Source organism: Azospirillum rugosum, assembly GCF_017876155.1.
Classification (GTDB): Bacteria; Pseudomonadota; Alphaproteobacteria; order Azospirillales; family Azospirillaceae; genus Azospirillum; species Azospirillum rugosum.
Map to the genome: position 1 here is coordinate 100,822 of NZ_JAGINP010000016.1, position 23,297 is coordinate 124,118.

At 66.5% G+C, this 23,297-nt stretch carries 23 protein-coding genes; 6 read left to right on the top strand and 17 right to left on the bottom strand.

Annotated features, from left to right (window positions below; all coding sequences use genetic code 11):
- Window positions 1–47: 47 nt before the first annotated feature.
- The 8 genes from J2851_RS21185 to J2851_RS21220 form a co-directional block, all read right to left on the bottom strand.
- On the bottom strand, window positions 48–281 hold the full coding sequence (locus J2851_RS21185) for an acyl carrier protein (protein ID WP_209768683.1): 234 nt from the start codon (window positions 279–281) through the stop codon (window positions 48–50).
- A 15-nt stretch (window positions 282–296) separates the two neighbouring features.
- A complete protein-coding gene (locus J2851_RS21190; protein WP_209768685.1) occupies window positions 297–1,046 on the bottom strand; it encodes a cytidylyltransferase domain-containing protein in 750 nt (249 codons plus the stop codon).
- Window positions 1,043–2,098 carry a pseudaminic acid synthase gene (gene pseI / locus J2851_RS21195; RefSeq protein WP_209768686.1) on the bottom strand — a complete coding sequence of 352 codons (1,056 nt, stop codon included), beginning with the start codon at window positions 2,096–2,098 and terminating at the stop codon, window positions 1,043–1,045. Before pseI ends, J2851_RS21190 begins: the two co-directional genes overlap by 4 nt.
- Before the next feature lie 59 nt (window positions 2,099–2,157).
- Window positions 2,158–3,747, bottom strand: coding sequence for a glycosyltransferase (locus J2851_RS21200; protein WP_209768687.1), 1,590 nt, complete (start codon window positions 3,745–3,747; stop codon window positions 2,158–2,160).
- A gap of 30 nt (window positions 3,748–3,777) precedes the next feature.
- On the bottom strand, window positions 3,778–4,485 hold the full coding sequence (locus J2851_RS21205; RefSeq protein ID WP_246500819.1) for a sugar phosphate nucleotidyltransferase: 708 nt from the start codon (window positions 4,483–4,485) through the stop codon (window positions 3,778–3,780).
- A 163-nt stretch (window positions 4,486–4,648) separates the two neighbouring features.
- Window positions 4,649–5,200 (bottom strand): GNAT family N-acetyltransferase, encoded by a 552-nt coding sequence (locus tag J2851_RS21210; protein ID WP_209768689.1) that lies wholly within the window; start codon window positions 5,198–5,200, stop codon window positions 4,649–4,651.
- A gap of 30 nt (window positions 5,201–5,230) precedes the next feature.
- Window positions 5,231–6,001, bottom strand: coding sequence for an SDR family NAD(P)-dependent oxidoreductase (locus J2851_RS21215; protein ID WP_209768690.1), 771 nt, complete (start codon window positions 5,999–6,001; stop codon window positions 5,231–5,233).
- Window positions 5,998–7,125: an aromatic ring-hydroxylating oxygenase subunit alpha gene (locus J2851_RS21220; RefSeq protein WP_209768691.1), complete on the bottom strand. Its 1,128-nt coding sequence runs from the start codon at window positions 7,123–7,125 to the stop codon at window positions 5,998–6,000. The genes J2851_RS21215 and J2851_RS21220 overlap by 4 nt, the downstream gene beginning before the upstream one ends.
- 114 nt (window positions 7,126–7,239) lie before the next feature.
- Here J2851_RS21220 and J2851_RS35895 point away from each other — a divergent pair, with 114 nt between their 5' ends.
- Both J2851_RS35895 and J2851_RS21230 read left to right on the top strand, forming a co-directional pair.
- Window positions 7,240–8,322, top strand: a complete 1,083-nt coding sequence (locus J2851_RS35895) for a 3-oxoacyl-ACP synthase III family protein (RefSeq protein WP_209768693.1) — start codon at window positions 7,240–7,242, stop codon at window positions 8,320–8,322.
- 7 nt (window positions 8,323–8,329) lie between these two features.
- Window positions 8,330–9,100, top strand: coding sequence for an SDR family NAD(P)-dependent oxidoreductase (locus J2851_RS21230; protein WP_209768694.1), 771 nt, complete (start codon window positions 8,330–8,332; stop codon window positions 9,098–9,100).
- On the opposite strand, the gene pseG is transcribed toward J2851_RS21230, so the two are convergent.
- The 4 genes from pseG to J2851_RS21250 form a co-directional block, all read right to left on the bottom strand.
- Window positions 9,087–10,136: a UDP-2,4-diacetamido-2,4,6-trideoxy-beta-L-altropyranose hydrolase gene (gene pseG / locus J2851_RS21235; RefSeq protein ID WP_307420388.1), complete on the bottom strand. Its 1,050-nt coding sequence runs from the start codon at window positions 10,134–10,136 to the stop codon at window positions 9,087–9,089. The genes J2851_RS21230 and pseG overlap by 14 nt on opposite strands.
- Window positions 10,137–10,150: 14 nt before the next feature.
- Window positions 10,151–10,843, bottom strand: coding sequence for a hypothetical protein (locus tag J2851_RS21240; protein ID WP_209768696.1), 693 nt, complete (start codon window positions 10,841–10,843; stop codon window positions 10,151–10,153).
- A gap of 66 nt (window positions 10,844–10,909) precedes the next feature.
- Entirely contained in the window at window positions 10,910–11,917 is a 1,008-nt protein-coding gene (cydB, locus tag J2851_RS21245; protein WP_209768698.1) for a cytochrome d ubiquinol oxidase subunit II, read from the bottom strand.
- Window positions 11,918–11,922: 5 nt separating this feature from the next.
- Window positions 11,923–13,332 carry a cytochrome ubiquinol oxidase subunit I gene (locus tag J2851_RS21250; protein WP_209768699.1) on the bottom strand — a complete coding sequence of 470 codons (1,410 nt, stop codon included), beginning with the start codon at window positions 13,330–13,332 and terminating at the stop codon, window positions 11,923–11,925.
- Between the two features lie 311 nt (window positions 13,333–13,643).
- Here J2851_RS21250 and rpoH point away from each other — a divergent pair, with 311 nt between their 5' ends.
- Window positions 13,644–14,543, top strand: coding sequence for an RNA polymerase sigma factor RpoH (gene rpoH, locus J2851_RS21255; protein WP_209768700.1), 900 nt, complete (start codon window positions 13,644–13,646; stop codon window positions 14,541–14,543).
- A 128-nt stretch (window positions 14,544–14,671) separates the two neighbouring features.
- On the opposite strand, the gene J2851_RS21260 is transcribed toward rpoH, so the two are convergent.
- The gene (locus J2851_RS21260) at window positions 14,672–15,361 is read right to left on the bottom strand and encodes a hypothetical protein (RefSeq protein ID WP_209768701.1); all 690 of its coding nucleotides are present in this window, start codon (window positions 15,359–15,361) and stop codon (window positions 14,672–14,674) included.
- Between the two features lie 545 nt (window positions 15,362–15,906).
- Here J2851_RS21260 and J2851_RS36595 point away from each other — a divergent pair.
- The gene (locus tag J2851_RS36595; protein ID WP_209768702.1) at window positions 15,907–16,116 is read left to right on the top strand and encodes an addiction module protein; all 210 of its coding nucleotides are present in this window, start codon (window positions 15,907–15,909) and stop codon (window positions 16,114–16,116) included.
- A complete protein-coding gene (locus J2851_RS21270) occupies window positions 16,113–16,412 on the top strand; it encodes a type II toxin-antitoxin system RelE/ParE family toxin (protein ID WP_209768703.1) in 300 nt (99 codons plus the stop codon). Before J2851_RS36595 ends, J2851_RS21270 begins: the two co-directional genes overlap by 4 nt.
- Before the next feature lie 564 nt (window positions 16,413–16,976).
- On the opposite strand, the gene J2851_RS21275 is transcribed toward J2851_RS21270, so the two are convergent.
- The gene (locus J2851_RS21275; RefSeq protein WP_209768704.1) at window positions 16,977–17,528 is read right to left on the bottom strand and encodes a hypothetical protein; all 552 of its coding nucleotides are present in this window, start codon (window positions 17,526–17,528) and stop codon (window positions 16,977–16,979) included.
- Between the two features lie 402 nt (window positions 17,529–17,930).
- The gene (locus tag J2851_RS21280) at window positions 17,931–18,884 is read right to left on the bottom strand and encodes an RNA-directed DNA polymerase (protein WP_209768706.1); all 954 of its coding nucleotides are present in this window, start codon (window positions 18,882–18,884) and stop codon (window positions 17,931–17,933) included.
- Window positions 18,885–20,172: 1,288 nt separating this feature from the next.
- Here J2851_RS21280 and J2851_RS21285 point away from each other — a divergent pair.
- The gene (locus J2851_RS21285; protein ID WP_209768708.1) at window positions 20,173–20,664 is read left to right on the top strand and encodes a nuclear transport factor 2 family protein; all 492 of its coding nucleotides are present in this window, start codon (window positions 20,173–20,175) and stop codon (window positions 20,662–20,664) included.
- Window positions 20,665–20,719: 55 nt separating this feature from the next.
- Here J2851_RS21285 and J2851_RS21290 read toward each other — a convergent pair whose 3' ends face one another.
- Both J2851_RS21290 and uvrB read right to left on the bottom strand, forming a co-directional pair.
- On the bottom strand, window positions 20,720–20,944 hold the full coding sequence (locus J2851_RS21290) for a neuropeptide-like protein 29 (protein ID WP_209768709.1): 225 nt from the start codon (window positions 20,942–20,944) through the stop codon (window positions 20,720–20,722).
- 93 nt (window positions 20,945–21,037) lie between these two features.
- Window positions 21,038–23,176: an excinuclease ABC subunit UvrB gene (gene uvrB, locus J2851_RS21295; RefSeq protein WP_209768710.1), complete on the bottom strand. Its 2,139-nt coding sequence runs from the start codon at window positions 23,174–23,176 to the stop codon at window positions 21,038–21,040.
- Between the last annotated feature and the right edge of the window lie 121 nt (window positions 23,177–23,297).

Here is a 23,297-nt window from a genome sequence, read left to right on the forward strand (position 1 = left end):
GGGGAGGGTTAGGGTGGGGGCCCAATGCCAGGACCTACTCCCCCCAGTTACGCCGCGACGGCGACGCCGGCGAGCGCCAGCAGGTCGTCGACGGTCTTGGCCTTGGCGAGCTTCTCGCCCTCTACGACCAGACCCAGCTTCTCGTCGACCAGCGCGATGAAGCTGATGACGGCCAGCGAGTCCCAGTTGTCGAGCGACAGAAGCTCCTCCGCGCCGGTCAGGGTGCCGGCGTCCAGTTCCAGCATCTCGTCGAGGGCGAGCAGGAATTCCTTGCGGTCCATGGGAAAAACTCCGTGTCAGTGCAGCGTGCGCTGGCGTACAGCGCGGTTGATGTCGGCCCAATCGGGATGCTGGTCCAGGAGTTTGCAACAATCCTGCCACCCGAAGTCGGGCTTTTCGGGAAGGAGAGCCCCCAGCAGCGTGCGGATGAGGTCCAGGTCGGACGGCTCGTCCACGCACCAGCGCTGGTCCACGGGGGCCCCGTCGGGCTGGAGGGGCGCGCCGAGGCGGAAGCGGTCCGGGCGGCGGTAGATGTGGGCGGTGACGTGCTCGCGCTCCGCCGGGTCGGTGGCGTTGGCGGCGGCCTCGTCCAGGGCGGCGCGGGTGAAGACCTCCGCATCGAGGCCGCGCGGGTAGCGGGTGACGTCCAGGCTGACGTAGTCGAGCGGCGGATCGGACTCCAGCAGCGCCGCGACCACGCGGTCCACGAGATCCGGGTCGATCAGCGGGCAGTCGGCGGTCACGCGCACCACCACGTCGGCCCCGGCCATGGCGGCGGCCCCGGCGAAGCGGGACAGCACGTCATGCTCGCTGCCGCGGAAGACCGGCACGCCGAGCGTCGCGGCGAGATCCGCGACGGGGTCGTCGGTGGCGTTCACGGTGGTCGCCAGAACCAGCGCGTCGAGGTTGCGGCAGCGCGACAGCCGGCCGAGATGGTGCGCCAGCAGCGGCTTCCCCGCCGCCTCCATCAGCACCTTGCCTGGCAGGCGGGTCGAGGTCATGCGGGCCTGCGAGATGCAGACGACGCGCGGCTTTCCGGTGGTCATGGCGTGTCCTCCGGCAACAGCATGTCCCAGCGCAGGGGGGCGCCGCGTTTGAGATCGCGGGCGGCGCGGCGGCCGAGGACGGCGGGAAGGTGCTTGGGCTCCATGCCGAAGCCGGGGCGGATGGAGCGGACGTTTTCCGCGGTCAGCGACGCGCCGGCCGGCACGTCGGCGACGACGTAGAGGGAGCGGCGGTAGTCGCGCCCGCCGGCCTCGCTCGGCTCTACGCCGTAATGGACGCGGCCGAGCGCCGCCCAGGCGGTGCGCACGCTGTCGGCCATCGCCTTGAACTCGGCCGGCTCCAGGGAGAAGGCGCTGTCCACCCCGCCCTCGGCGCGGGACAGGGTGAAGTGTTTCTCGATCACCACCGCGCCCAGCGCCGCCGCGGCCACCGGCACCGCCACGCCGTGCGTGTGGTCGGACAGGCCGACGGCGACGCCGAAGGCGTCGGCCAGATGCGGGATGGTGCGTAGGTTGCAGTCCTCCGGCGGCGTCGGATAGCCGCTGACGCAGTGCAGGAGGACGAGCGGAACGTCGCCGGCAGCCTCCACCGCCTCGGCCACCTCGCCCAGCGTGGCGAGGCCGGTGGAGACGATCAGCGGCTTGCCCGACCGCGCGGCGCGGCGGATCAGGGCCGAGTCGTTCAGCTCGAAGGAGGCGATCTTGAAGGCCGGGGCGTCCAGCCGTTCCAGGAGTTCCACCGCGGTGTCGTCGAAGGGGGAGCTGAAGATGGACAGGCCGATGGAGCGGGCGTGGGCGAACAGGGGCTCGTGCCAATCCCAGGGCGTGTGCGCCTCGCGGTAGAGGTCGTGCAGGGTGCGCCCCTGCCACAGACCGCCCTCCAGCCGGAAGCCGGGGCCGTCATGATCGATGGTGATGGTGTCGGCGGTGTAGGTCTGCAGCTTCACCGCGTCCGCCCCCGCCGCCTTGGCGGCGTCGACCAGCGCCAGCGCGCGCGCCAGCTCGCCGTTGTGGTTGCCCGACAGCTCGGCGATCAGATAGGGCGGGTGGCCGGGGCCGATGGGGCGGCCGTTGATGATGACGTCGCGCGGCACGGGTGTCGTTCTCTGATCTGTTGCGGTGCCCACTGTGCCACGGGACCGGTTAACGGGTCTTAATTTTGTGCGGCCTTTGAGGTGCGGGCTCGCAGAAGGTTGCGGGCTTCCTCGCCGTAGGCCAGCAGGCGTTCGGTGCAGCGGTGCCGGTCGCCGACGGTCTCGAACCGGGCGCGGGACAGGGCGGCCTGCCGGGCGCGCTCCGCCGGTTCCGCGAACAGGGCGGCGGCGCGCTCCACGAAGGCGGCGCGGTCGGGCACGGGGATGCCCTCCCCCGCTACGCTGGCCACGTCGCCCCAGGCGAGCGTCACGACCGGAAGCTCCTCCGCGATGGCGTAGGCGGCGCTGCCGCCGCCGCCCTGGCGGGAGGGGTTCAGGTAGACGTGGCAGCGCCGGTAGAAGGCGCGGATGTCCGCCACGTGCCCGAGGCTGCGCATGCGGGCGGCGTTGCGCGTGGCGGTGAGGCGCGCGGGCAGCTGCTCCACCCGGCCGGCGAAGGCCATCACGGCGCCGGGGCAGCGGTCGAGGATGGCGTCGGCGAGATCGAGGAACTCCGCCGTCACCTCCTGGTCCAGGCGCGTGCCGACCACGCAGAAGACGAAGGGCGCGCCGCCGAGGCCGTAATCGCCCTCGTCGCCCGCCGTGGGCGGTGGGGAGAAGCCCAGCGTGAAGGGCCGGAAGCGCCGCGCGAAGGGTTCCCGGTAGAGCGCCGGCATGTGCGCCGTGTGGTCCCCCTCCTCGTAGCCGAGCACGAGGTGGGCGAGCGAGATGGTCATGCCGGAGGTCGTGGGGATGCAGACGACCGGCCGGGCGTCGCCGTCGGCGAACAGGTCACCCACCACGTTGGCGCCGCCGAAGCAGACCAGCAGGTCCGGGTCGAAGTCGTCGATCGCATCGACGATGGCGCCGATCTTGTCCTTGGAGAAGGCCCGGTCGGTGAAGGAGGCCATCTTGACGCGCCGGCCGAACATCTGGAGCGCGGTGACGCCTTCATAAGCGGCGACCACCTCCGCCATCATCGGCGGGATGAACAGGTTCTCCAGCCGCAGCGGCATGGTGTTGCAGTTGATGATGGCGACGTCCAGGCCGAAGTCGTCCTGCAGGCGGCTGGCGTAGTCGAAGCAGTCGCGCGAGGGCTGGTGCTGGTCGTTGGTCAGCTGGTTGGTCAGCACCGCCACGCGGCGGATCGGCCCGTCGCGAGGGGTCCGGCGCGGCGGCACGATGCCCCAGCGGCGGGGCACCGCCCGCACCAGCTCCTCATAGAAGCGGAACAGGTCGCAGGGGCCGAAGCTGGCGGCCTTTTCCGGCGCCGCCGCCCCCAGGAACAGCTGCCGTGCCATGCACCAGTAGGTGTAGTGCATCAGCTCCGGCCCGACCCGCTCCCCGCCCAGCAGCAGGTAATGGAGGATGCGCTCATAGTGGTAGAGGTCGCCGGTCAGCTGGAACAGCACCGACTGGAGCAGGACCGTGTCGCCGCTGGGTGCCGCCCGCCGCAGCGCGTCGGCGACGGCGCGGCGCGTGTCCGCGTCCAGACGGCGGCGCAGCGCGTCGCAGTGGGCGGACAGCCGGTTGACCTTGTCGGCATTGAACTGCCGGTCGGCCAGCAGGGTCGTGAGGGCGGCGGTCTCCGCCGCGACGGTATCGGACATCAGGTGGGCCTCCGCGCCGCGTCCGGCCCGTCAGGTGTCGCGGCCGCCGATCACGCTGGCCGCGACGGCCAGGCTTTCGGGCGTGCCGAGGTCGATGAAGCGTGCCTTGGCGATGTGGGCATGCAGCGTGCCCGGCGGCATCTTGTGAAGCACGTCGCGGGTGAGCGAGCCGGTGTCGGTGGTGTCGAGCCGGTCAAGGAAGGCGGCGGAGAACAGGTAGACCCCGGCGTTGATGACCCCGCGCCCCGGCGTCTTGTCGATGAAGCGGCGCACGCGGCTGTCCGGCCCGACCTCCACCCGGCCGAAGCGGGCGGCGTCCTCCACCTCCACGCAGAGGACCGACGCGTCGGCCCCGGATAAGCGGTGGGACGCGACGAAAGCGCGCAGGTCGGCGTCGAGGAAGGTGTTGCCGCTCATCACCATCACCGTGCCGGTGCTGAGATCCTTGCGGACGTAGCCCAGCGCGGCGGCGGAGCCCAGCGGGCGCGGCTCGATCTGGCAGACGACGTCGAGCGACCGGTTGGTGTCGCCCTGCGCCAGCCAGGCGGTGACGTGGTCGGCGAGGTGCCCCAGGCACAGCACCACGCGGCGCGCGCCGTAGGCCGCCAGATAATCCAGCAGGTGGCCGAGGAAGGCGCGGCCGGCGATGGGGGCCAGCTCCTTCGGCGCGTCACCCGACACGCCGCGCATGCGCGTGCCGAGCCCGCCGGCGAACAGCATGACGTCGATGTCCGTCAAGGCTTCCTCAGGACGCACGATGCCTCCCCTTCCCGCTGTCGGCGCGGCAACACCGCTCCACACCCGCCGCATACCGCGTCGGCGGTGGATTGGTCAAACATTCGGTTGGGGTCGGCGCCGACTTTCGGAACCGAAGCCTGTGACAAGGCTCTCTTCCGGGCATCTACCCGGCAAAAGCGGCCAGGGTCTTGTCCCGGGGGAACAGGTGGGGGTGCGTCTCCCAGTCGCTGCGCAGCGTTTCGAACACGTACACGTCGTGGAAGCGGCCGTTCTTGTGGACGTGCTGGCGCAGCACCCCGACCTCCCGCGCCTTCAGCAGGCGCTGGATGCGGATGACCGCGTCGTTGCCCTCCATGAACTGGTTGACCAGCTTGTTCATCCCCAGCCCGTAGAAGCAGTAGTCCATGATGAAGGGGTGCAGAAATCCCGCCAGCTTCCGCCGGTCCTCCGGCTCCGCGATGTAGGAGCCGGAGGAGCAGCGCCGGTGCACGGGGTCGATCTCGGAATAGGACAGGTAGCCGACCGGCCGCCCCTCATGCTCGATGATGAAGTGGCGGAAGTCGCTGCGCTCCTCCATGGCCGTCAGCCAGGCGCGCTGCCGCTCCACGTCCGGGTTCTCGATGTCGGTGAACATGAAGCGCGTGATGAAGGGGTCCGTGCGCCAGCGCAGCAGCATCGCGGCGTCGTCGAGCGTCGGGCGGCGGAAGCGGAACATGGGGACTCACCGTTCTGAAAAAAGCGCGCGTTATTTCGCCAAATACCCGCCGTCCACCGGCAGCATGACGCCGTTGATCCAGCGGCTGGCGTCGGACAGGAGGTAGGCGATAGCGGACGCCACGTCCTCCGGCTTGCCGAAGCCCATGGGGTGGGCGGCGCGGATGGCGTCGAACTGCTCCGCGGTCGTGGTCTGGCGGAAGCGTTCCATCATCTCCGTCTCGACCATGGCCGGGGCGACGCAGTTGACGCGGATGCCGTCGCGCAGGAACTCCATGGCGAGGCCGCGGGTGGCCGACACGAGACCGCCCTTGGCCGCGGAATAGACCACGTTGCCCGGCTGGCCGATCTCCGCCGCCACGGAGGAGACGAGCACCATGGCGCCCGACTCGGCGTGGCAGCCCTTCTGCCGGAAGCCGCGGGCGAGCGCCAGCGCGCTCAGCAGGTTGGCGTGCAGGATCTGGTCGAAAAAGGCGCGGTCCACGCTCCGCACCGGCTTGCCGACCTGGACGCCGGCGCAGTGGGCCACGCCGTCGAAGGGGCCGCCGGACTCCGCCTGCGCCTTGACCCAGGCGGGAATGGCGTCGGTGTCCGACAGGTCGAAGGCGGCGGTGCGGTGCCCCTCCCCGGCCAGCAGAGCCAGCGTTTCGGCAAGCCGCGTCGCGTCGCGGCCGTTGAGCGTCACCCGCGCGCCGAGCCGCGCGGCCAGCACCGCCGTCGCGCGCCCGATGCCGGCCGAGGCGCCGGTGACGAGGACGCGCCGGCCCGACAGGTCGACCAGCGGAGAGTTGGTGTCGGTCATTCCGCGGCCATGCGGTCCAGATAGGCCTTGTGGAAGGCGAAGATGCGCTCCTCCCCCCAGCCCGGCACGGCGGGGCGGGTGACCTGCTTCAGCCCCTTGTGCGCGGCCTCCGACACCACCTGGTCCTCGCGCAGGACCTGGACGTTGAAGCCGCGGAGGTTGTCCTCCACCGCCTTGCGGGCGGCGCCACCCTTGGTTTGCGGCTTGGAGGTCTCGCCCAGGAACAGGCGGTAATGCAGGTTGCAATGGTCGGGATCGACCGGGTCGTAGGTCTGCACGCTCATCAGCGAGCCGTGGGTGATGCCGATGGCGAGGTTGGGGAAGACGAAGAAATGGTCGTAGTTGCGCAGCATCTCGCTGCGCGGCAGGCCCATCTTCTGGTTCACGCCGTCCCACCAGCGCACGCTGCCGTCCGACAGGTGGGTGGTGCCCCGCGAATGCTCCTTCTCGTAGGAGCAGTCCCAGACCTTCTTGGTGAACTTCTTGAAGGTCTCCGGGTGGGTGGCGTCGACGTGGTAGACCTCCAGCACGCTCTCCACACCGGCCTTCCAGTTGGCCGCCCAGGGCAGGATGCCGTCGTCGATGCGGTCGGTGAAGGTCTCCGACAGGTGGTCGAGGACCAGGCCGTAGGCGCCCAGCTGCTCGTCCAGGCTCGTCCCGCCGGCCTCCAGCCGGACGAAGACGAAGCGGCCGCGCACCGCGACCTCGAACCGCGGCAGGGCGAGGCGCCGCCTGTCCTCCTCGCTGAAGCCGAACTGCTCCCGGTTGCCGGGGATGCCGACGGGGACGCCGTCCTTGTTGAAGACCCAGCCGTGGTAGGGGCAGACCGGCTTGCCGTTGCCGCAGGGCCTGAGGTGGATCAGGGAGTAGCGGTGGGTGCAGACGTTGTGGAAGGCGCGCAGTTCGCCGTCGAAGTTCTGGACGAGCACCGAGGTGCCGGCGATCTCCGCCGTGATGAAGTCGTTGTCGTTGCGCAGGTCGTCCGCAAAGCCAACGAACATCCAGGACCGCCGGAAGATCTTGGCGACTTCTTCGGCGTAGGCGGCGTCACCGGAATAACGCTGGGGCGGGATCACCGTGGTCGGCAGGGGAGGAAGCTGGCGTTGCTGAGCCCGGTCGTCCATGGTTGGTCCCATTTATCGGTTCGTTAATCATTCGACCCTAGCGTCTTGTCGGTTAATATTTCCCGAATGTGCCGGGCCGGTGCATAGACCGTTATAGGATAGAGGGAGTATCCGGTGAAGGCGATCATCGAAGGCGTGCGCATCGCGGGGTTCCGGGCCGCCGTGCCGCCGCACCGCCATTCCTTCATGGAGGACCACTCCCTGTTCTCCGCCGAAGAGGCGGAGAAGCTGCTGGCGACCACCGGCGTGTACGAGCGCCGCATCGCGCCCCCGCACATCTGCGCGTCGGACATGTGCGTGGCGGCGGCGGAGGGGCTGCTGGCCCAGCTGGGCTGGGACCCGGCCACCGTCGACGTGCTGGTCTTCGTGTCGCAGGATCCGGACTACAACGTCCCCGCCACCTCCTGCGTCATGCAGAAGCGCCTGGGCCTGCCGACGAGTGCCGCCTGCTTCGACGTGAATCTCGGCTGCTCCGGCTTCGTCTACGGGCTGTGGATGGCAGGAAAGCTGCTGGGCGGGTCGTCGGGCAAGCGGGCGCTGGTGCTGTGCGGCGACACCAGCTCGCGCCACCTCGTGCCCGGCGACCGCTCCACCCTGCCGCTGTTCGGCGACGCCGGCGGCGCGGCGGCGCTGGAATGCGTGGAGGGCGCCACGCCGATCCACGTCGTCGTCGGCACCGATGGCGGCGGCGCCAAGAACATCTGGGTCAAGGCCGGCGGGCGCCGCAACTCGCTGGTGCCGGGGCGGGAGCCCTGGCCGGCGGAAACGCAGGAACGCCTGTTCACCGACTCGCGCCTGTCGCTGAACGGGGCGGAGGTCTTCGCCTTCACCCTGCGCGCCGTGCCGCCGCTGGTCCGCGACACGCTGGAGTTCGCGGGCATCGGCGTGGAGGACATCGACCTGTGCGTCATGCACCAGGCGAACGCCTTCATGCTGGAGCATCTGCGCAAGAAAACCAAGTTCCCGCCGGAAAAATTCGTCGTGGACATGCACGATTTCGGCAACACCAGCTCCGCCTCCATCCCGCTGGCGGTTAGCCACCGGCTGGGCGAGGCGCTGTCCACCGGCACGCGCAAGATGCTGCTGGCCGGCTTCGGGGTCGGCTGGTCCTGGGGTGCCGTGGTCGCCGACGTCGGCCCGATCCCGGCGCCGGAGGTGCAGGAGATCCCCGACGACTTCCCCCTGCTGACGCCCTGAGCCGACCATGCGCAACCCGCTCGACCTCACCGGCCGGCGCATCCTGGTGACCGGCGCCTCCGCCGACAGCGACATCGGGCGGGAGCTGTGCCGGACGCTGGCCGACCTGGGCGCCGCGCTGACGCTGGTCGGCCGCCGGGCCGATGCGCTGGAGGCGACGCGCGCCCTGCTGGCGGAGCCGGAGCGGCACATCGTCGCCCCCTTCGACCTGACCAATCTGGACGCCATTCCCGGCTGGATGAAGGGCTTGGCCGAGGCCGACGGGCCGTTCCACGGGCTGGTCCACTCCGCCTCCGAACAGGGTTACTCGGTGCTGCGGCAGGTCAATCGGGCGCAGTTCGAGCGGTACTTCACGCTGAACGTCGGGGCCTCGCTGATGCTGGCGCGCGGCTTCCACCAGAAGGGCGTGTTCGCGCCGGGCGGCGGGGCTATCGTCTATGTGGGCTCCGTCGCCGGGCTGAAAGGGCAGAAGGGCCGGTCCCTCTACGCGGCAAGCAAGGCGGCGCTGGTGTCGGTCGCGCAGTCGCTGGCGCTCGAGTTGGCCGACCGCAAGATCCGCGTGAACGTGGTGGCCCCGGCCGTCGTGCTGGGCGCGAAGGCGGAGAAGCAGTTCGCCATGCTGCCGGCGGAGCAGAACGCCGCCCTGGCGGCGGCCCACCCGCTGGGCTACGGCAACCCGCAGGACGTGGCCGACGCGGTGGCCTACCTGCTGGCCGACAGCGGGCGCTGGATCACCGGGACCGCCCTGCCGGTGGACGGCGGCTTCACCGCGCAGTGACGCGTCGGGCCAGCGCCTCCGCGATGCGCACGGCCCCCTGCCCATCGACGATCCCCGACAGCCGCGCGGCCATGGCGACCCGCAGCGAGGGGTCCGCCCACAGCGCCGCGGCGGTCTCGGCGATGCGCTCCGGCGCGTCCGGGATCCGGCCGTTCACCAGCCGGCACCAGCCCAGCGCCTCCGACTGGCGGGCGGCCTCAAGCTGGTTGTCGGCGATGGTCACCAGAACGGCCGGCGTGCCGATGGCCGCCAGTTCCGCCGTCGTGGTGCCCGCCGCCGACACGGCCAGCCCAGCCCCAGCCATCAACTGCCCCATGCGGGGCGTGTCGCGATGCACGCTGACCCGGTCGCCGAGAGGTGCTGCGGCTTGCACCACCGCGTCGGCGTTCGGCGCCGCCCCGCCGACCGCCACGTCGATGCGCACGTCCGGCGGCAGCGCCGCGGCGAGACGAACCAGCACCGGCGCGGTCAGGCCGAGGGGGTCGGAGCCGCCGAAGGTGACCAGCATCGCGCGGCGCTCCGGCAAAGGCGCCTTCACGGCGGCGGCAGCCCGACGCACCTCCCGCCTCAAGGGCGCGTAGGCCGGGCCGAGCAGCAGCGTGGCGTCCGGGTTCCCGGAACCGTACGGCAGGCGCGCGGCGTCGGGTGCCGCGTTGACGATCAGGGCGGCGTGCAGAGGCTCGCCCGTGCCGGCGTCGTCAAAGGCGAGCACCGGCAGCCCCGCCCCCGCCAGTCCGGCCCGCCAGTCCGGCCCGAAGCGGTAGCCGTCCACGACGATGGCGGCGGCCTCGCAATCCCGTATGACTATAAGCGTCGCGGCAAGGTCGTCCTCGCTGCCGGGCTCCGCGTCGATGCGGTGGACGTCCATGCCGGCCGCTTGCAGGCGGTCCTCCAGCGCCGGCGGCAGCGCGGCGGACACGAACCCTGCGGCAAAGCCCATGTCCTGCACGGCCTCGGCGACCGCGAGGCAGCGCATGACGTGCCCGGCGCCGATGGACGCGCCGGCGTCGGCGCGGAACAGGATCACGGGGGACACGGCGACCGGTCCGCTCAGTGCAGGGTCGGCGCGTTCGGACCGGTCGGGCGCAGGCGGGCACGGGCGGAGGACAGCAGGAACGCGTGCCAGAACAGCGCGACCAGCGCGGCCGGAAGGCCGGACACCTCGTGGCCGGGCAAGGCCGCGATGCCCGCGGCGTGGGCCATGGCGGCGTTGGCGGCGTTGACGCTGCGCTGCGCGGCCGGGCCGATCAGGGACAGCGTCTGCCCGAGCGCCTTGGCGTCGAAGCGCAGGGTCGCCGGGGCGACGGTCATCTGGGCAGCGCCATCGCGCATGCGGCCGATGGCGACGTAGGCCTCCAGCAGGTCCTGGCGGTCCTCCGGGCGCAGCACCGCGGCGACGACGCGGTTGCCGGTCAGCGGGCCGGTGCCGTCGAATTCGAAGACCACGGCGCGCTCTGCCTGACGGGCCTCGGCCAGCGCCGCGGCGCGCTCCCCGGCCGACACGCCGGTCAGGCGGACGGCCTCCGCGAACAATTCCGGCCGCTCGCCGCCCTCCGCGTGGACGACCAGCGGCGCGTCCACCGTGGCCGCGACGGCGAGCCGCCGGGCCATGATGTTCACAGCCTCCTCCGGCCCTTCAACCATCTGTTCCGGGGCCATCTGTTCCTGGAGCAGTTCGGCGCCTTTGCGCAGCATCACCTCGGCGAAGCTGATCTCCGGGGCGAAGGCGGGTTCGTGGTTCATGGCGCTGTCTCCTGCCGCAGATAGTGGATGTTTTCTACGACAGGGCCGACGTCAATGGTAGCCGGGTTAGTGATAGCCGATCGCACCGGTCACCTTGCCGCGGAAGACCCAATAGCTGTAAGCGGTGTAGATCAGAATCGTCGGGATCAGGAAGGCCATGCCGACCAGCAGGAAGACCTGCGTTTCCGGCGGGGCCGCCGCCTGCCAGACGGTGATCCGCGGCGGCACCAGCATCGGCCACAGGCTGATCGCCAGCCCCAGGTAGGACAGCGCGAACAGCCCCATGGCGAAGACGAAGGGCAGCACGTCCCTCCCCTCGTCCAGCGACCGCCACAGGCCGAAGGCCAGCACCGCCACCATCAGCGGCACCGGCGACAGCAGCAGGATGTTGGGCATGGAGAACCAGCGCTGGGCGATGGTCGGCTCCAGGAACGGAGTCCACAGGCTGACGACGGCGACCAGCAGCAGCACCACGACCAGCAACCGCCGCGCCGTTTGATAGCACCAGTCCTGCAGCCGCCCGATGGTCCGCCAGATCAGCCAGGTGCTGCCCAGCAGAGCGTAGCCGCCGATCAGCGCCACGCCGCAGAACAGGCTGAAGGGCGTCAACCAGTCCAGCATCCCGCCGGCGAAGGCCCGCCCCTGCACCTCGATCCCCTGGATGAAGGAGCCCAGCACCACGCCCTGCGCGAAGGTGGCCAGCAGCGAGCCCAGGAAGAAGGCCTTGTTCCACAGGTGCCGGCTGGTCCGCGCCTTGAACCGGAACTCGAAGGCCACGCCGCGGAAGATGAGCGCGATCAGCATCAGCAGCAGCGGCAGGTACATGGCCGGCAGCACCACCGCGTAGGCGATGGGAAAAGCGGCGAACAGACCCGCCCCGCCCAGGATCAGCCAGGTCTCGTTGAAGTCCCAGACCGGCGCCACCGAGTTCATCATGACGTCCCGCGCCTCCTCGCTGGGCGCGAAGGGATACAGGATGCCGATGCCCAGGTCGAAGCCGTCCATCAGCACGTACATGAAGACCGCGAAGCCGATGATGGCGACCCAGGCGAGGGTGAGGAGGCTGCCTTCCATGGCTCTTACTCCGCTGGCTCGATGGATTCGCCGGGCAGCGACAGCGGCCGCTTCGGGCGTTGCGCCTCCTGCACGGCCTGGGGCGCATAGTCCTCGTCCCGCAGAACGGCGGGTCCCATCTTCAGGATCCGGATCAGGTAGTAGGTGCCGAAGCCGTAGATCAGCGTATAGACCACCATGAAGGTGACCAGCGAGACCAGCACCGCCCCGCCGGTCAGCGCCGGGGTGACGGCGTCGGACGTCCGCAGATGGCCGTAGACCACCCAGGGCTGGCGCCCGATCTCCGTCGTGAACCAGCCGGCCAGGATCGCCACGAAGCCGATGGGCATGCAGGCCACCAGCACCCGATGGAACCAGTTGGGGGTGTAGAGCCGCCCCATGACCCGCAGCACCAGATGGACCAGCGCGACCGCCAGCATCAGCAGCCCGATCCCGACCATGATGCGGAAGGTCCAGAAGATGATGCGCGGGTCGGGCCTCTGGTCGGCGGGGAACTGCTTCAGCCCCGGCACGGCGCCGTTGAAGTCATGGGTCAGGATCAGGCTTGAGAGCGCCGGGATGCCGACCTCCAGGTGGTTCTTCTCCTGCTCCACGTCGGGGATGGCGAAGAGGACCAGCGGCGCGCGGGTCCCACCCTCCCAGTTGCCTTCCATGGCGGCGATCTTGGCCGGCTGGTGCTCCAGCGTGTTGAGCCCATGCAGGTCGCCCAGGAAGATCTGCAAGGGCGCCAGGATCGTGATGAGGCCGAGCGCCATGCTGAGCCCCACCCGCGCGTGGTCCAGGAAGCGGTTGCGGATCAGGTAGAAGGCGCTGATGCCGGCCACCACGAAGCTGGTGGTCAGGAACATCGCCGTCAGCATGTGGGTCAGCCGGTAGGGGAAGGAGGGGTTGAAGACCACCTGCCACCAGTCGGTGACGTAGAACCTGCCGTCCCTCAGTTCCGCCCCGGCGGGGGTGTGCATCCAGCTGTTGGCCGAGAGGATCCAGAAGGAGGACAGCACGGTCCCCGTGGCCACCAGCACCGCCGCCATGAAGTGGATGCCGCGGGGCACGCGGTCGCGGCCGAACAGCAGGATGCCGAGGAAGGCAGCCTCCAGGAAGAAGGCGGTGACGACCTCGTACTGGATCAGCGGGCCCAGCACGTTGCCCACCACGTCCGACCAGCGCGCCCAGTTGGTGCCGAACTGATAGGTCATCACGATGCCGGAGACCACGCCCATGCCGAAGGAGATGGCGAAGATCTTGGTCCAGAACTCCGCCAGGCTGCGGTAGAGCGCCCGGCCGGACATCAGCCACCGCGCCTCCAGCACCGCGATCCAGCAGGCCAGCCCGACCGTGAAGGCGGGGAAGAGGATGTGGAAGGAAATGACGAAGGCGAACTGGATCCGGGAAAGGATCAGCGGATCGAGGTCCATGGCCGCGGTCCCTTCGCGCAAGATGATGGGGCAAGAAGATGCCGAGGCTGGCGTACGGCCCCAACCTCCAAGCCTCACCCCCAAACGCGGCCAGGGCCGTTCGGTTCCGCGCCTTTTTTAATGCCCCCTGCCCTTGAAGCGCACCGCCGCCCGCCTATTTATAAGCTCTTCCCGACATCCACCCTTATGTCTGGCCGGCCCTGGGCCAAAAACCGACCCCGCTCCGTCCTCCTGGTCCACACGCGGCTGACCAGTCTGGAGTGCGGCGGTGTTCGCAGGGCGTTCGAGGATGCCGGAACAGGAGATGGTCTTTGACGGAACAGGTTGTTTCTGGCGAACCCCTCACGCAGTTTTTGAAAGAAACCCGGAAGTACGAGTATCTGACGCCCGACCAGGAACGTGATCTCGCCCTGCGCTGGCGGGATCGGCAGGACCGGGCGGCCTTGGACAAGCTGATCGGCAGTCACCTGCGCCTCGTCTTCAAGATGGCGCGGGGTTACCAAGGCTATGGCCTGCCCCTGTCGGACCTGATCGCCGAGGGCAACGTCGGCGTCATGCAGGCGGCGCAGAAGTTCGACCCCGACAAGGGCTTCCGCTTCGCGACCTACGCCAGCTGGTGGGTCCGCGCGGCGATCCAGGAGTATGTGCTGCACAACTGGTCGCTGGTGAAGATCGGCACCACCGCGGCGCAGAAGAAGCTGTTCTTCAGCCTGCGCCGGCTGAAGGCCCGCATGAACGACCTCGACAGCGCCGGCTCGGGCGACCTGACGCCGGAGGCGGTGGAGAGCATCGCCACGGAGCTGAACGTCCCGCAGGCCGAGGTGGTGGAGATGAACCGCCGCCTGGGCATGGACCGCTCGCTGAACGCCAGCCTGGCGGAGGACGGCGACAGCGAGTGGCAGGACCTGCTGGCCGACGACAGTCCGGACCAGGAAACGGTGCTGGCCGGGACGGAGGAGCGCAAGCGCCGCCAGCAGTTCCTGAAGCTGGGCCTCGGCGTGCTCGACGACCGCGAGCGGCAGATCCTGGTCGCCCGCCGCCTGCGCGAGGAACCGCTGACCCTGGAGGAGCTGAGCCAGCACTTCCACGTCTCGCGCGAGCGTGTCCGACAGTTGGAGGTGCGTGCGTTTGAGAAGGTCCAGAAGGCCGTCATGGCCCAGGCCCGGCAGCAGCCGGGGGCCGCGGCGGGCAAGGCCCTGGTCAATGCGTAAAGGGTCAACGCGTAACGGCGAGGGGGCGGCGTCCCCTCGCGCTGACCTCCCAGGGGTCGAAAGACCCCTGGACGCCCTTTTGAATGAAACGGAATGAAACACCGTGAAACGTCGGCACGCGTGGTGTTTCAAAGAGCCCGGCCCGCAAAGCCCGATTCCGCGACACCCGATTCCATGACGTCCGGATCCGCGATGTCCGGGTCCAGCCAGTCGTCCGGACCGTAGGGAAGCCGGCGGTGCGCGTGCTCCCGCTCCGGCAGGGCGGCCATCTCGGCGGCCTGCTCCGCGGTGGGACTGAAATCCTTCTCCATGCCCATGGGATCGTCGTCGTCCAGACGGTAGCGGTCCATCATGCCCAGCCGGTCCGCGGCCCAGCGGACCGTCTTCATATCCCCCCGCGACACCGCCGTTTCGATCTGCACCGCCACCATCTTGTGCAGCGAGCGGATGGCCTGCCGCGCCTCGCGCTCGTGATGGCGCTTTTCCCACGCGATCCGGTGCCGGAAGTCCGGCGACGGGGTGTAGGCCCGCCACAGCGTGCTGCGGCTGCACCCCATGGTCCGCGCCACCTGGATGAACGGACACCCCGCCGCGATCATGTAGGCCGCCCGCGCCCACTGCTCGTCCGAAAAGCGCGACCCCGGCACCAACTGCCCACCCGGCGGCTCCGGCGGTTCGTCCAGCGGGTGGATGTGCCCATAATCGGGCGTCTTCGCCCACCCCTTCCACGTCGGCACCGGCCCAGCGAAGCCATCCTTCGCACGAGCCTCCATCGCGGCGCGGTGGGCGATTTCGTCAGGGTCGTCGTTGCGGATCATGGGAGGGCCTCCTGTGATAGAGAATGGACTATTTTCCTATCATAGAGCGGCGCCGATTTTCAAGAAAAGCCATTCCTTCAAGCGCAAATCCTCCCTCTCCCGCCCCCGGCGGGAGAGGGAGGGACCCGCCGCCCCAGCGGCGGGAGGGTGAGGGCTTGGTTTCATGGAATGACCTTGCCCTCACCCTCCCGCTTCGCGGGCCCCTCCCTCTCCCTGCGGAGCAGGGAGAGGGGCTTGGCGCGCCGGCTTCCGTCTGGAAATGCACCCTTTTGCCGCCTATACTCCCTTCATGAGTCACGCACCCGTCAACACACCGGAAACGTGGCTGCTGTCCCTCGCCGAAAGTGAGGCCCAGCTTGCCGCCGGTCAGACCGTTCCAGCAGCACCCGCCCTGGAGCGCCTTCGTGGCAGCATTGCCCGGCTTGAAGCTGAGGCGAACGGAGGGAAGCGCCGAGAGGCTGTGCCCCGGCGGTGATCGAGTTCACGGGCAGAGCGCGGAATCGGAGCCATCATTCGCTCAAGCGCATACGGGAGGACGGGAGGACGTGTCGATCATTGACTTCAGCCATCTGTCGCTTCAGGAACGCCTGGACCTGATCAGCGAGCTTTGCGACAGCCTGGACCAACAGCAGGTGCCGTTGACACCGGCGCAGGATGCGGAACTCGACCGGCGGATCGCCACAGCCGACGAGGATTTGGCCGACTCCGTGCCGTGGGAGAGCATCCGAACCGAGATCGCCCGGCGCTTTGGATGATGCGCGCGGTCGTCTTCACGAAGGCCGCTCGTCAGGAATTGTTTGACGCCATTGATTGGTATGAGAGCCGGCGGCCGGGATTGGGGCAACGGTTCGCCGATGAAGTCGGCGCCCTGACCGAACGCATGGCCGCCTCTCCGCAGCAATTCCCCGTCATTCGGCAAAATATCCGAAAAGCACCTGTGCGCAGCTTTCCTTATCGACTGATTTTCCGGACGACCTTGGATATCGTCCAAGTTATAGCTTGCTTCCACACCAGCCGAAGCCCGATGACTTGGCAGTCACGACTACCCTGAGGATTGGTGAAAGAGTGCTGTTATTCCACACCCGTGATGATGCTTTTTCCAGGCGGTGCCGGAAATCCGGCGACAGGGTGTAGGCCCGCCAGAGTGTGCTGTGGCCGCGCCACTTGGATGAACGGACACCCCGCCGCGATCATGTAGGCCGCCCGCGTCCACTGCTCGTCCGAAAAGCGCGCCCCCGGCACCAACTGCCCGCCTGGCGGCTCCGGCGGTTCGTCCAGCGGATGGAAGTGGCCGTAATCGGGCGTCTTCGCCCCCCTTCCACGTCGGCGCCGGCCCAGCGAAGCCATCCTTCGCACGAGCCCCCATCGCGGCGCGGTGAGCGATTTCGTCGGGTTCGTCGTTGCGGATCATGGGGGATCTCCCGGGACAGGAAATGGACATTGTTCCAAATATGGAGATACTAAAATTTCAAGTGAGCCAATTGAAGGTGTGAACGAGGGGTTAGCCAAGCATCATCTTCCCAGAACGTTGCGCCCCCATCGCAACCACAGCCAACAGCGTCAAGGGCATTGATTTATAAATAAAATATAGAGCTTTCACTATATCTTCCACATGCTAGAGTGTAGCAAAAAACATCTTGTAGATAGGATCCTTAACATTCTCCAGCAAAAAGCGCTTCAGTTTACTTTTTTCTTCGCTTCCGAAGTTCTCAGATTGCAAAACCTCAAGGCAAATTAAAAATTTATGCAAGGGGAATGTCTTGTCAGCCGCGTTTCCATGCTTAAAATAAAGAATATCTCTGCCATCAAATTTTTCTGCCAATCTAATATTGTCCAAGTTCCTCAACACGGACGCGGCTCCAGACAAACCTCTATCGCTAACCTTTCGCTCGATCTCGGTACAAAGTTTTTGCATTCGCCGAAGCCGGGGGAGTGTAGCAACAACTTGCCTTGCAAGAAATGAGCTGGACAGCCATCGACTCGTATTGTAGTTAATAAAGTTTCTGAGTTGCCCATCCTCCGCATATTTCGCATTGAGCCACACTGAACCCACTAAATTATGACGATCTTCCTTTTCTATTTGAATTGCCAACTCTCGTATTCTGTGCGCGGCATCGTCATTCCACTCTATGTGCCAACCGACCAAAACCCTTACTGCGGAAAACATAGAAACGTCATCGATAGAGTGCTTACTCTCCAAATAAGAACAGATATGATCTAGCCGTGATTTAGAGGGCCCTAGTGAAGAGTAATACCTGAATATAGCATCTCGCAATTCAGGAGAGCTGGACAGATGCTCAGGCATAAGATCGGATGCAAATTCATCATTCAATTCCGCGAATAGACCAAGATACCTCTTAAAAACTTTACCCCAACGCCCTCTCCTTTCACCGTCATGGAACTTCCTAAACCTTTTTCTTAATACACCGATAGTCTCAGAGGAATCCCAACCCTTCTCGCAATTTTGGATGATTTCCTTTACATCATCGAGAAATGAGTTCTCACTGGAAAAAAGATAATCGCTAGCTTTTTCAGCACTTAATATTTTTGTCTTTGAGCTGTTAAGCCGCTACCCTCGCGTCATAAGAAGTTCGTCCAACCTGCATAAAAGAACTTTCGCCTCCTCCTCCGACTTCGAAGGGATGTCAATATCATCCATCCAACGAACGAATACATCATCTGTCATTGAAGCCAGATCTTTATCTATCTCAAAGAGAAATGCATGACCCAATAGCCTAGGAGCATCAAAATCTACTTGAGGAAGTCCTGATCCCGTGGGAGGTAAGTAATCAGGCCGCCAAGAGAACCCTTCAAGGCAGAAAAACAGAAAGTCTAGAATGTCCTCCCCCATACCGGTCAGCGATGAAACTACGTTCCTCAGGGATTTTAGGTCGATGTTATCGAAATAGTTAGCTACGTCCGCGACAATTAGGTATGGATATGCATCGGTAATGCGCTCTAGCTTTTTAACAAATTTTCTATATTGGACAAACCAGACATAGTCGATTTCGAAGTTAATCCTCGGCAGGTTAGCTTTGTGGCTCCTGCTATAAAAAGCATTTTCGGAAGGTTGCATATTCAAGATGTGAGGTGCTATTTTTTCGACTACCGTCTGCAGAACGACAGCATCTTCAGCCGAAGGAACCGCGATTCTTCGGCAAATTCCATTACTCTTTTCAAGACGCAAAAAAAGTGGCGGAGCTGGTTTGTAGTTTCCTTTTCGGATATCTTGGCGCAGCTGGGTCAAACGCTCTCTGATGTTGCGGTGAAAGTCATAGTTGTCATGTAGATCAAGCCAGTATTGGCTCCTCATTCCTTGTTTTACATATTTTTTCCATGCGCTTTCCATATTACGGACGGTGAAAACATCGCTAAGAGTTGCCTGACGATGCTCTAGCCGCGCTGTATGGTGGGAGCTAACAATGGAAGACGGGCGACTGTTGGATTCGACGTAGCTTCGCCCTTTGGCGCGCTCCTGAACATCAATGTCACCATTTGATACAGTGGCATGTCGATTTTTCATGAGCACACTCTCTCCGTCAGCCAAACAGTTACCGCGAAAATACAAGCTGGTGGATGCCACCGGAAGAGGATCAACCACCCCAAGGTTAGCCGTATGTGGCGTGATTTGCGAGGCTGAATGCGCTGAGCTGAGCCCAATGGGACAGCTTCACCATGAAGCGCTGCCCCTGCGTCTCGTGTGCGCGAGAGAAGAGCCGTAACGATGCTCGTCGCGTCGCGGTGGCGTTCCGTGAAGTCCACAGCTATGGGAAAGAGTTTTCTTAACCGATCCTCGGCGCATCTCTGGACGATCTGCGGGCGTTGGTAGAGGCTTAACCGGCGATTCAGCACCGCTGGCCGGTCCTGGTTGCCGCTTTGGCGTTCGGGGTGGCGCCGGGGGATCGGCTGGGAGGAACGGTCCGCCGCGGGGGCGCTCGTGTCGGCTCCGTCGCAAAGCGTTTGATCCGATTTATCGTCAAGGATGAACTCTTGGCACGGAGTCTCCTGGCGTGTTTGCGCGTTTCATTCCTGTTGACGGGCTGTCGCCGGTGATTTTCCAGCGGCTTGATCCGTCTGTTGTTTGTCTTCAGGGTGATTTTTGAAGCGATCTTTCAACGACATTATTTTGGAGACAGGAAATGAGGCGAGTATTTGCCGCTGGTTTGTTTGTTCTTGCTTCGGCGTCTCTGTCCGCTTGCGGGACGACCACGGATGCCAAGGCGCCCTCGGCACAGGGCGGCGGGTGCTCGGTGTCCGGTGGTTCGTCCTGCCATGGGGCCACGGGTCAGACCAACATGGCGACGCAGCCGCCGGTCGCGTCCCGCGGCAGCAGCGGGTCGGGGATCAGCGCGTCGCCGGGCAGCAAGGCGGGGCGGAGCGGGTTGGGCGGAGCGGGCGGCGGGCGTGGGACCGGCGCTGGGGGGCGTGGCGGAGCCGGGGGCGGCGGGACGCACTGAGGCGGGCCTGTTTGGCAGGGGGTTGCGTCGTCGCCGGACGTACCAAGGTGGCGGGACCCCCTCACCCTCCCGGTCGCTCGCAAGTCTCGCGACCACGCTCCGCCTACAGTCGCCTTCGGCGCCTGTCCCGCCTTCGGCGGTCGGCTTCACGCCCCAGGGGGGAGAGGGTGTTGATATGCGGCGCTCTTGCGCGCTCGGTTAGGCGGGGTAAGGGTGACTTTTTTGGGGCAGGCGGTTGCGCGACAGGCGGTCGCAGGTGGCGCTAGGTAGAATACTAGTATACCAATATGGGACCTCGACGGGGCGCCGGTGGGTGGCTCCGGTGGGGTCAACGCTGATAATCGTGAGGAAATCATGCTCAAGAACGGTATCTCCACCAAGGCTTTCCGGGCGCGGCGCGCGCTGCTGGCCGGGTCGGCGGCGGCTTTGGCTCTGCCGGCGGTCGCGGCTCCGCTGGCCTCGGCGCTGGCGCAGCAGGACGAGGCGGGCGCGGTCGCCAAGGCCGTGGAGGCTCTGCGCGCGGCGATGCTCGCCGGCGACGGGGCCGCGCTGAAGGCCATGACCATGGAGGAGCTGACCTACGGGCATTCCAACAGCCGGTTGGAGGACAAGGCTGCCTTCGTCGCCAGCCTGGACGGCAAGAACGCCTTCAAGTCCATCGACCTGTCCGACCACGCGATCCAGGTCGTCGGCGACACCGCCATCGCGCGCCACACCTTCGACGCCGTCAACAACCTGCCGGACGGCAAGACCAGCACCGCGCACATCAAGGTGCTGCAGGTCTGGAAGAAGGACGGCGGCGCTTGGAAGCTGCTGGCGCGGCAGGCGGCTCCGCTGCCGGCGTAAGGGCTTTATTGCCCCCACCCCGACCCTCCCCCGCTGGGCGGGGGAGGGAGAGTGGTTACCAGCGATGATGGTGGCGGTGGTGGTGGGGGCGGCCGTGGTAGCCGTAGGCGGGCGGGCCGGAGTAGCGGTAGTGGGGGCGCTCGTAATAGCCGTAGCCGCCGTAGCCGCCGTAGCCGTAAACGGCCGGGGGCGACGCGTCGACGACGTAGCAGCCGGTGAGCAGCAGGCCGGTCAGGGCGAGAAGCGACAGGCTGCGGAGCGATGGAATGCGGAGCGTCATGTGTGGCCGTCTGTGCCGTTGTTTGCGGCGATCCCCGTGGGGATCGCCTGTGGGAATGAACGGCGGCGGCGGGGGATTTATTCCGGATGAGCGTCAGCGCCTCGCGCGGCGGGCCTGCTTCTTGGGGGCGCCTTCGGGGATGCCGCGGGCTTGGCGGGCGGTGCTGATGCCGATGCTGCCGGGCTGCTCCAGGCCCAGGTCCATGGCCTCCAGCCGGCGGAGTTCGTCGCGCAGGCGGGCGGCCTCCTCGAACTCCAGGTCGGATGCTGCGGCCTTCATGCGCTTTTCGATGTCGGCCATCACGGACTTCAGGTTGTGGCCGACCAGCTCCGTCGCGTTCAGGCCGGTTTTCACGGTGACGTGGTCGCCGCGCTCGTAGACGCTCTCCAGGATGTCGCCGATGGCCTTCTTCACGGATTCCGGCGTGATGCCGTGCTCCAGGTTGTAGGCCTGCTGCTTCTCGCGGCGGCGCGCCGTCTCGTCGATGGCGTACTGCATGCTGGCGGTGATCTTGTCGGCGTAGAGGATCGCGCGGCCCTCCACGTTGCGGGCGGCGCGGCCGATGGTCTGGATCAGCGAGGTCTTGGAGCGCAGGTAGCCCTCCTTGTCCGCATCCAGGATCGCGACCAGCGAGCATTCGGGGATGTCCAGGCCCTCGCGCAGCAGGTTGATGCCGACCAGCACGTCGTAGGCGCCGAGCCGCAGGTCGCGGATGATCTCGATGCGCTCCAGCGTCTCCACGTCGGAGTGGATGTAGCGGACGCGCAGGCCGGCCTCGTGCATGTATTCGGTCAGCGCCTCGGCCATCTTCTTGGTCAGGGTGGTGACCAGGACGCGGTTGCCCTTCGCCACCACCTCCTTGCACTCGTGGATCAGGTCGTCGACCTGCGTCTCGGTGGGGCGGATGATGACTTCCGGGTCGATCAGGCCGGTCGGGCGGACCACCTGCTCCGCGAAGACGCCGCCGGTGCGCTCCAGCTCCCACGGGGCGGGGGTGGCCGAGACGAAGACCGTCTGCGGGCGCATGCCCTCCCACTCCTCGAACTTCAGCGGGCGGTTGTCCATGGCGCTGGGCAGGCGGAAGCCGTACTCGGACAGCGTCTCCTTGCGCATGCGGTCACCGCGGTACATGCCGCCGATCTGCGGCACCATCACGTGGCTCTCGTCCACGATCAGGAGCGCGTCGCCGGGCAGGTATTCGAACAGGGTCGGCGGCGGATCGCCCGGCGCGCGGCCGGTCAGGTAGCGGGAGTAGTTCTCGATGCCGGCGCAGGAGCCGGTCGCCGCCATCATCTCGATGTCGAAGGTCGTGCGCTGTTCCAGGCGCTGGGCTTCCAGCAGCTTGCCCTGGGCGTTGAACTCCTCCAGGCGGAGCTTCAGCTCGCGCTTGATCTGCTCGATCGCTTGGTTGAGCGTCGGCTTGGGCGTCACGTAGTGGCTGTTGGGGTAGACGCGGACGGCCTCCAGCGCGGCGATCTTCTCGCCGGTCAGGGGGTCGATCTCGTGGATGCCCTCGATCTCGTCGCCGAACAGGGAGATGCGCCAAGCGCGGTCCTCCATGTGGGCGGGGAACAGCTCCACCGTGTCGCCGCGCACCCGGAACAGGCCGCGGCCGAACGCCGCGTCGTTGCGCTTGTATTGCAGTTCGGTGAGCTTGCGGAGGAGATCGGGCTGGGCGACGACCTCGCCCTTGCGCAGGTCGACCGTCATCTCCGAGTAGGTCTCGACCGAGCCGATACCATAGATGCAGGACACGGAGGCCACGATGATGACGTCGTCGCGCTCCAGCAGCGCCCGCGTCGCCGAGTGGCGCATGCGGTCGATCTGCTCGTTGATCGAGGATTCCTTCTCGATGTAGGTGTCGGTGCGCGGGACGTAGGCCTCCGGCTGGTAGTAGTCGTAGTAGGAGACGAAGTATTCCACCGCGTTGTTCGGGAAGAAGGACTTCATCTCCCCATAGAGCTGCGCCGCCAGTGTCTTGTTGGGGGCGAGGACCAGGGTCGGGCGCTGGACCCGCTGGATGACGTGCGCCATCGTGAAGGTCTTGCCCGAGCCCGTGACGCCCAGCAGCACCTGGTCCTTCTCCCCCGCGCGCAGGCCGCCGGTGAGTTCCTCGATGGCCTTGGGCTGATCGCCGGAGGGTTTGAACTCCGACACCAGCTCGAACTTCTTGCCCGCCTCCAGCTTGGGGAGGGACTTCTGCGGCATCACGGAAAGGACGGGACTGGCCATGGGGAGCGGGGTCCGGGAAGGGTACGGAACGGGAACCGATTATATGGCCCGTAACCCCTCCCCTGTCGAGCGTGGGCTTGTCGGGGAGGCAACTCATAAGCTGGGATATGCCCGGCGAAAT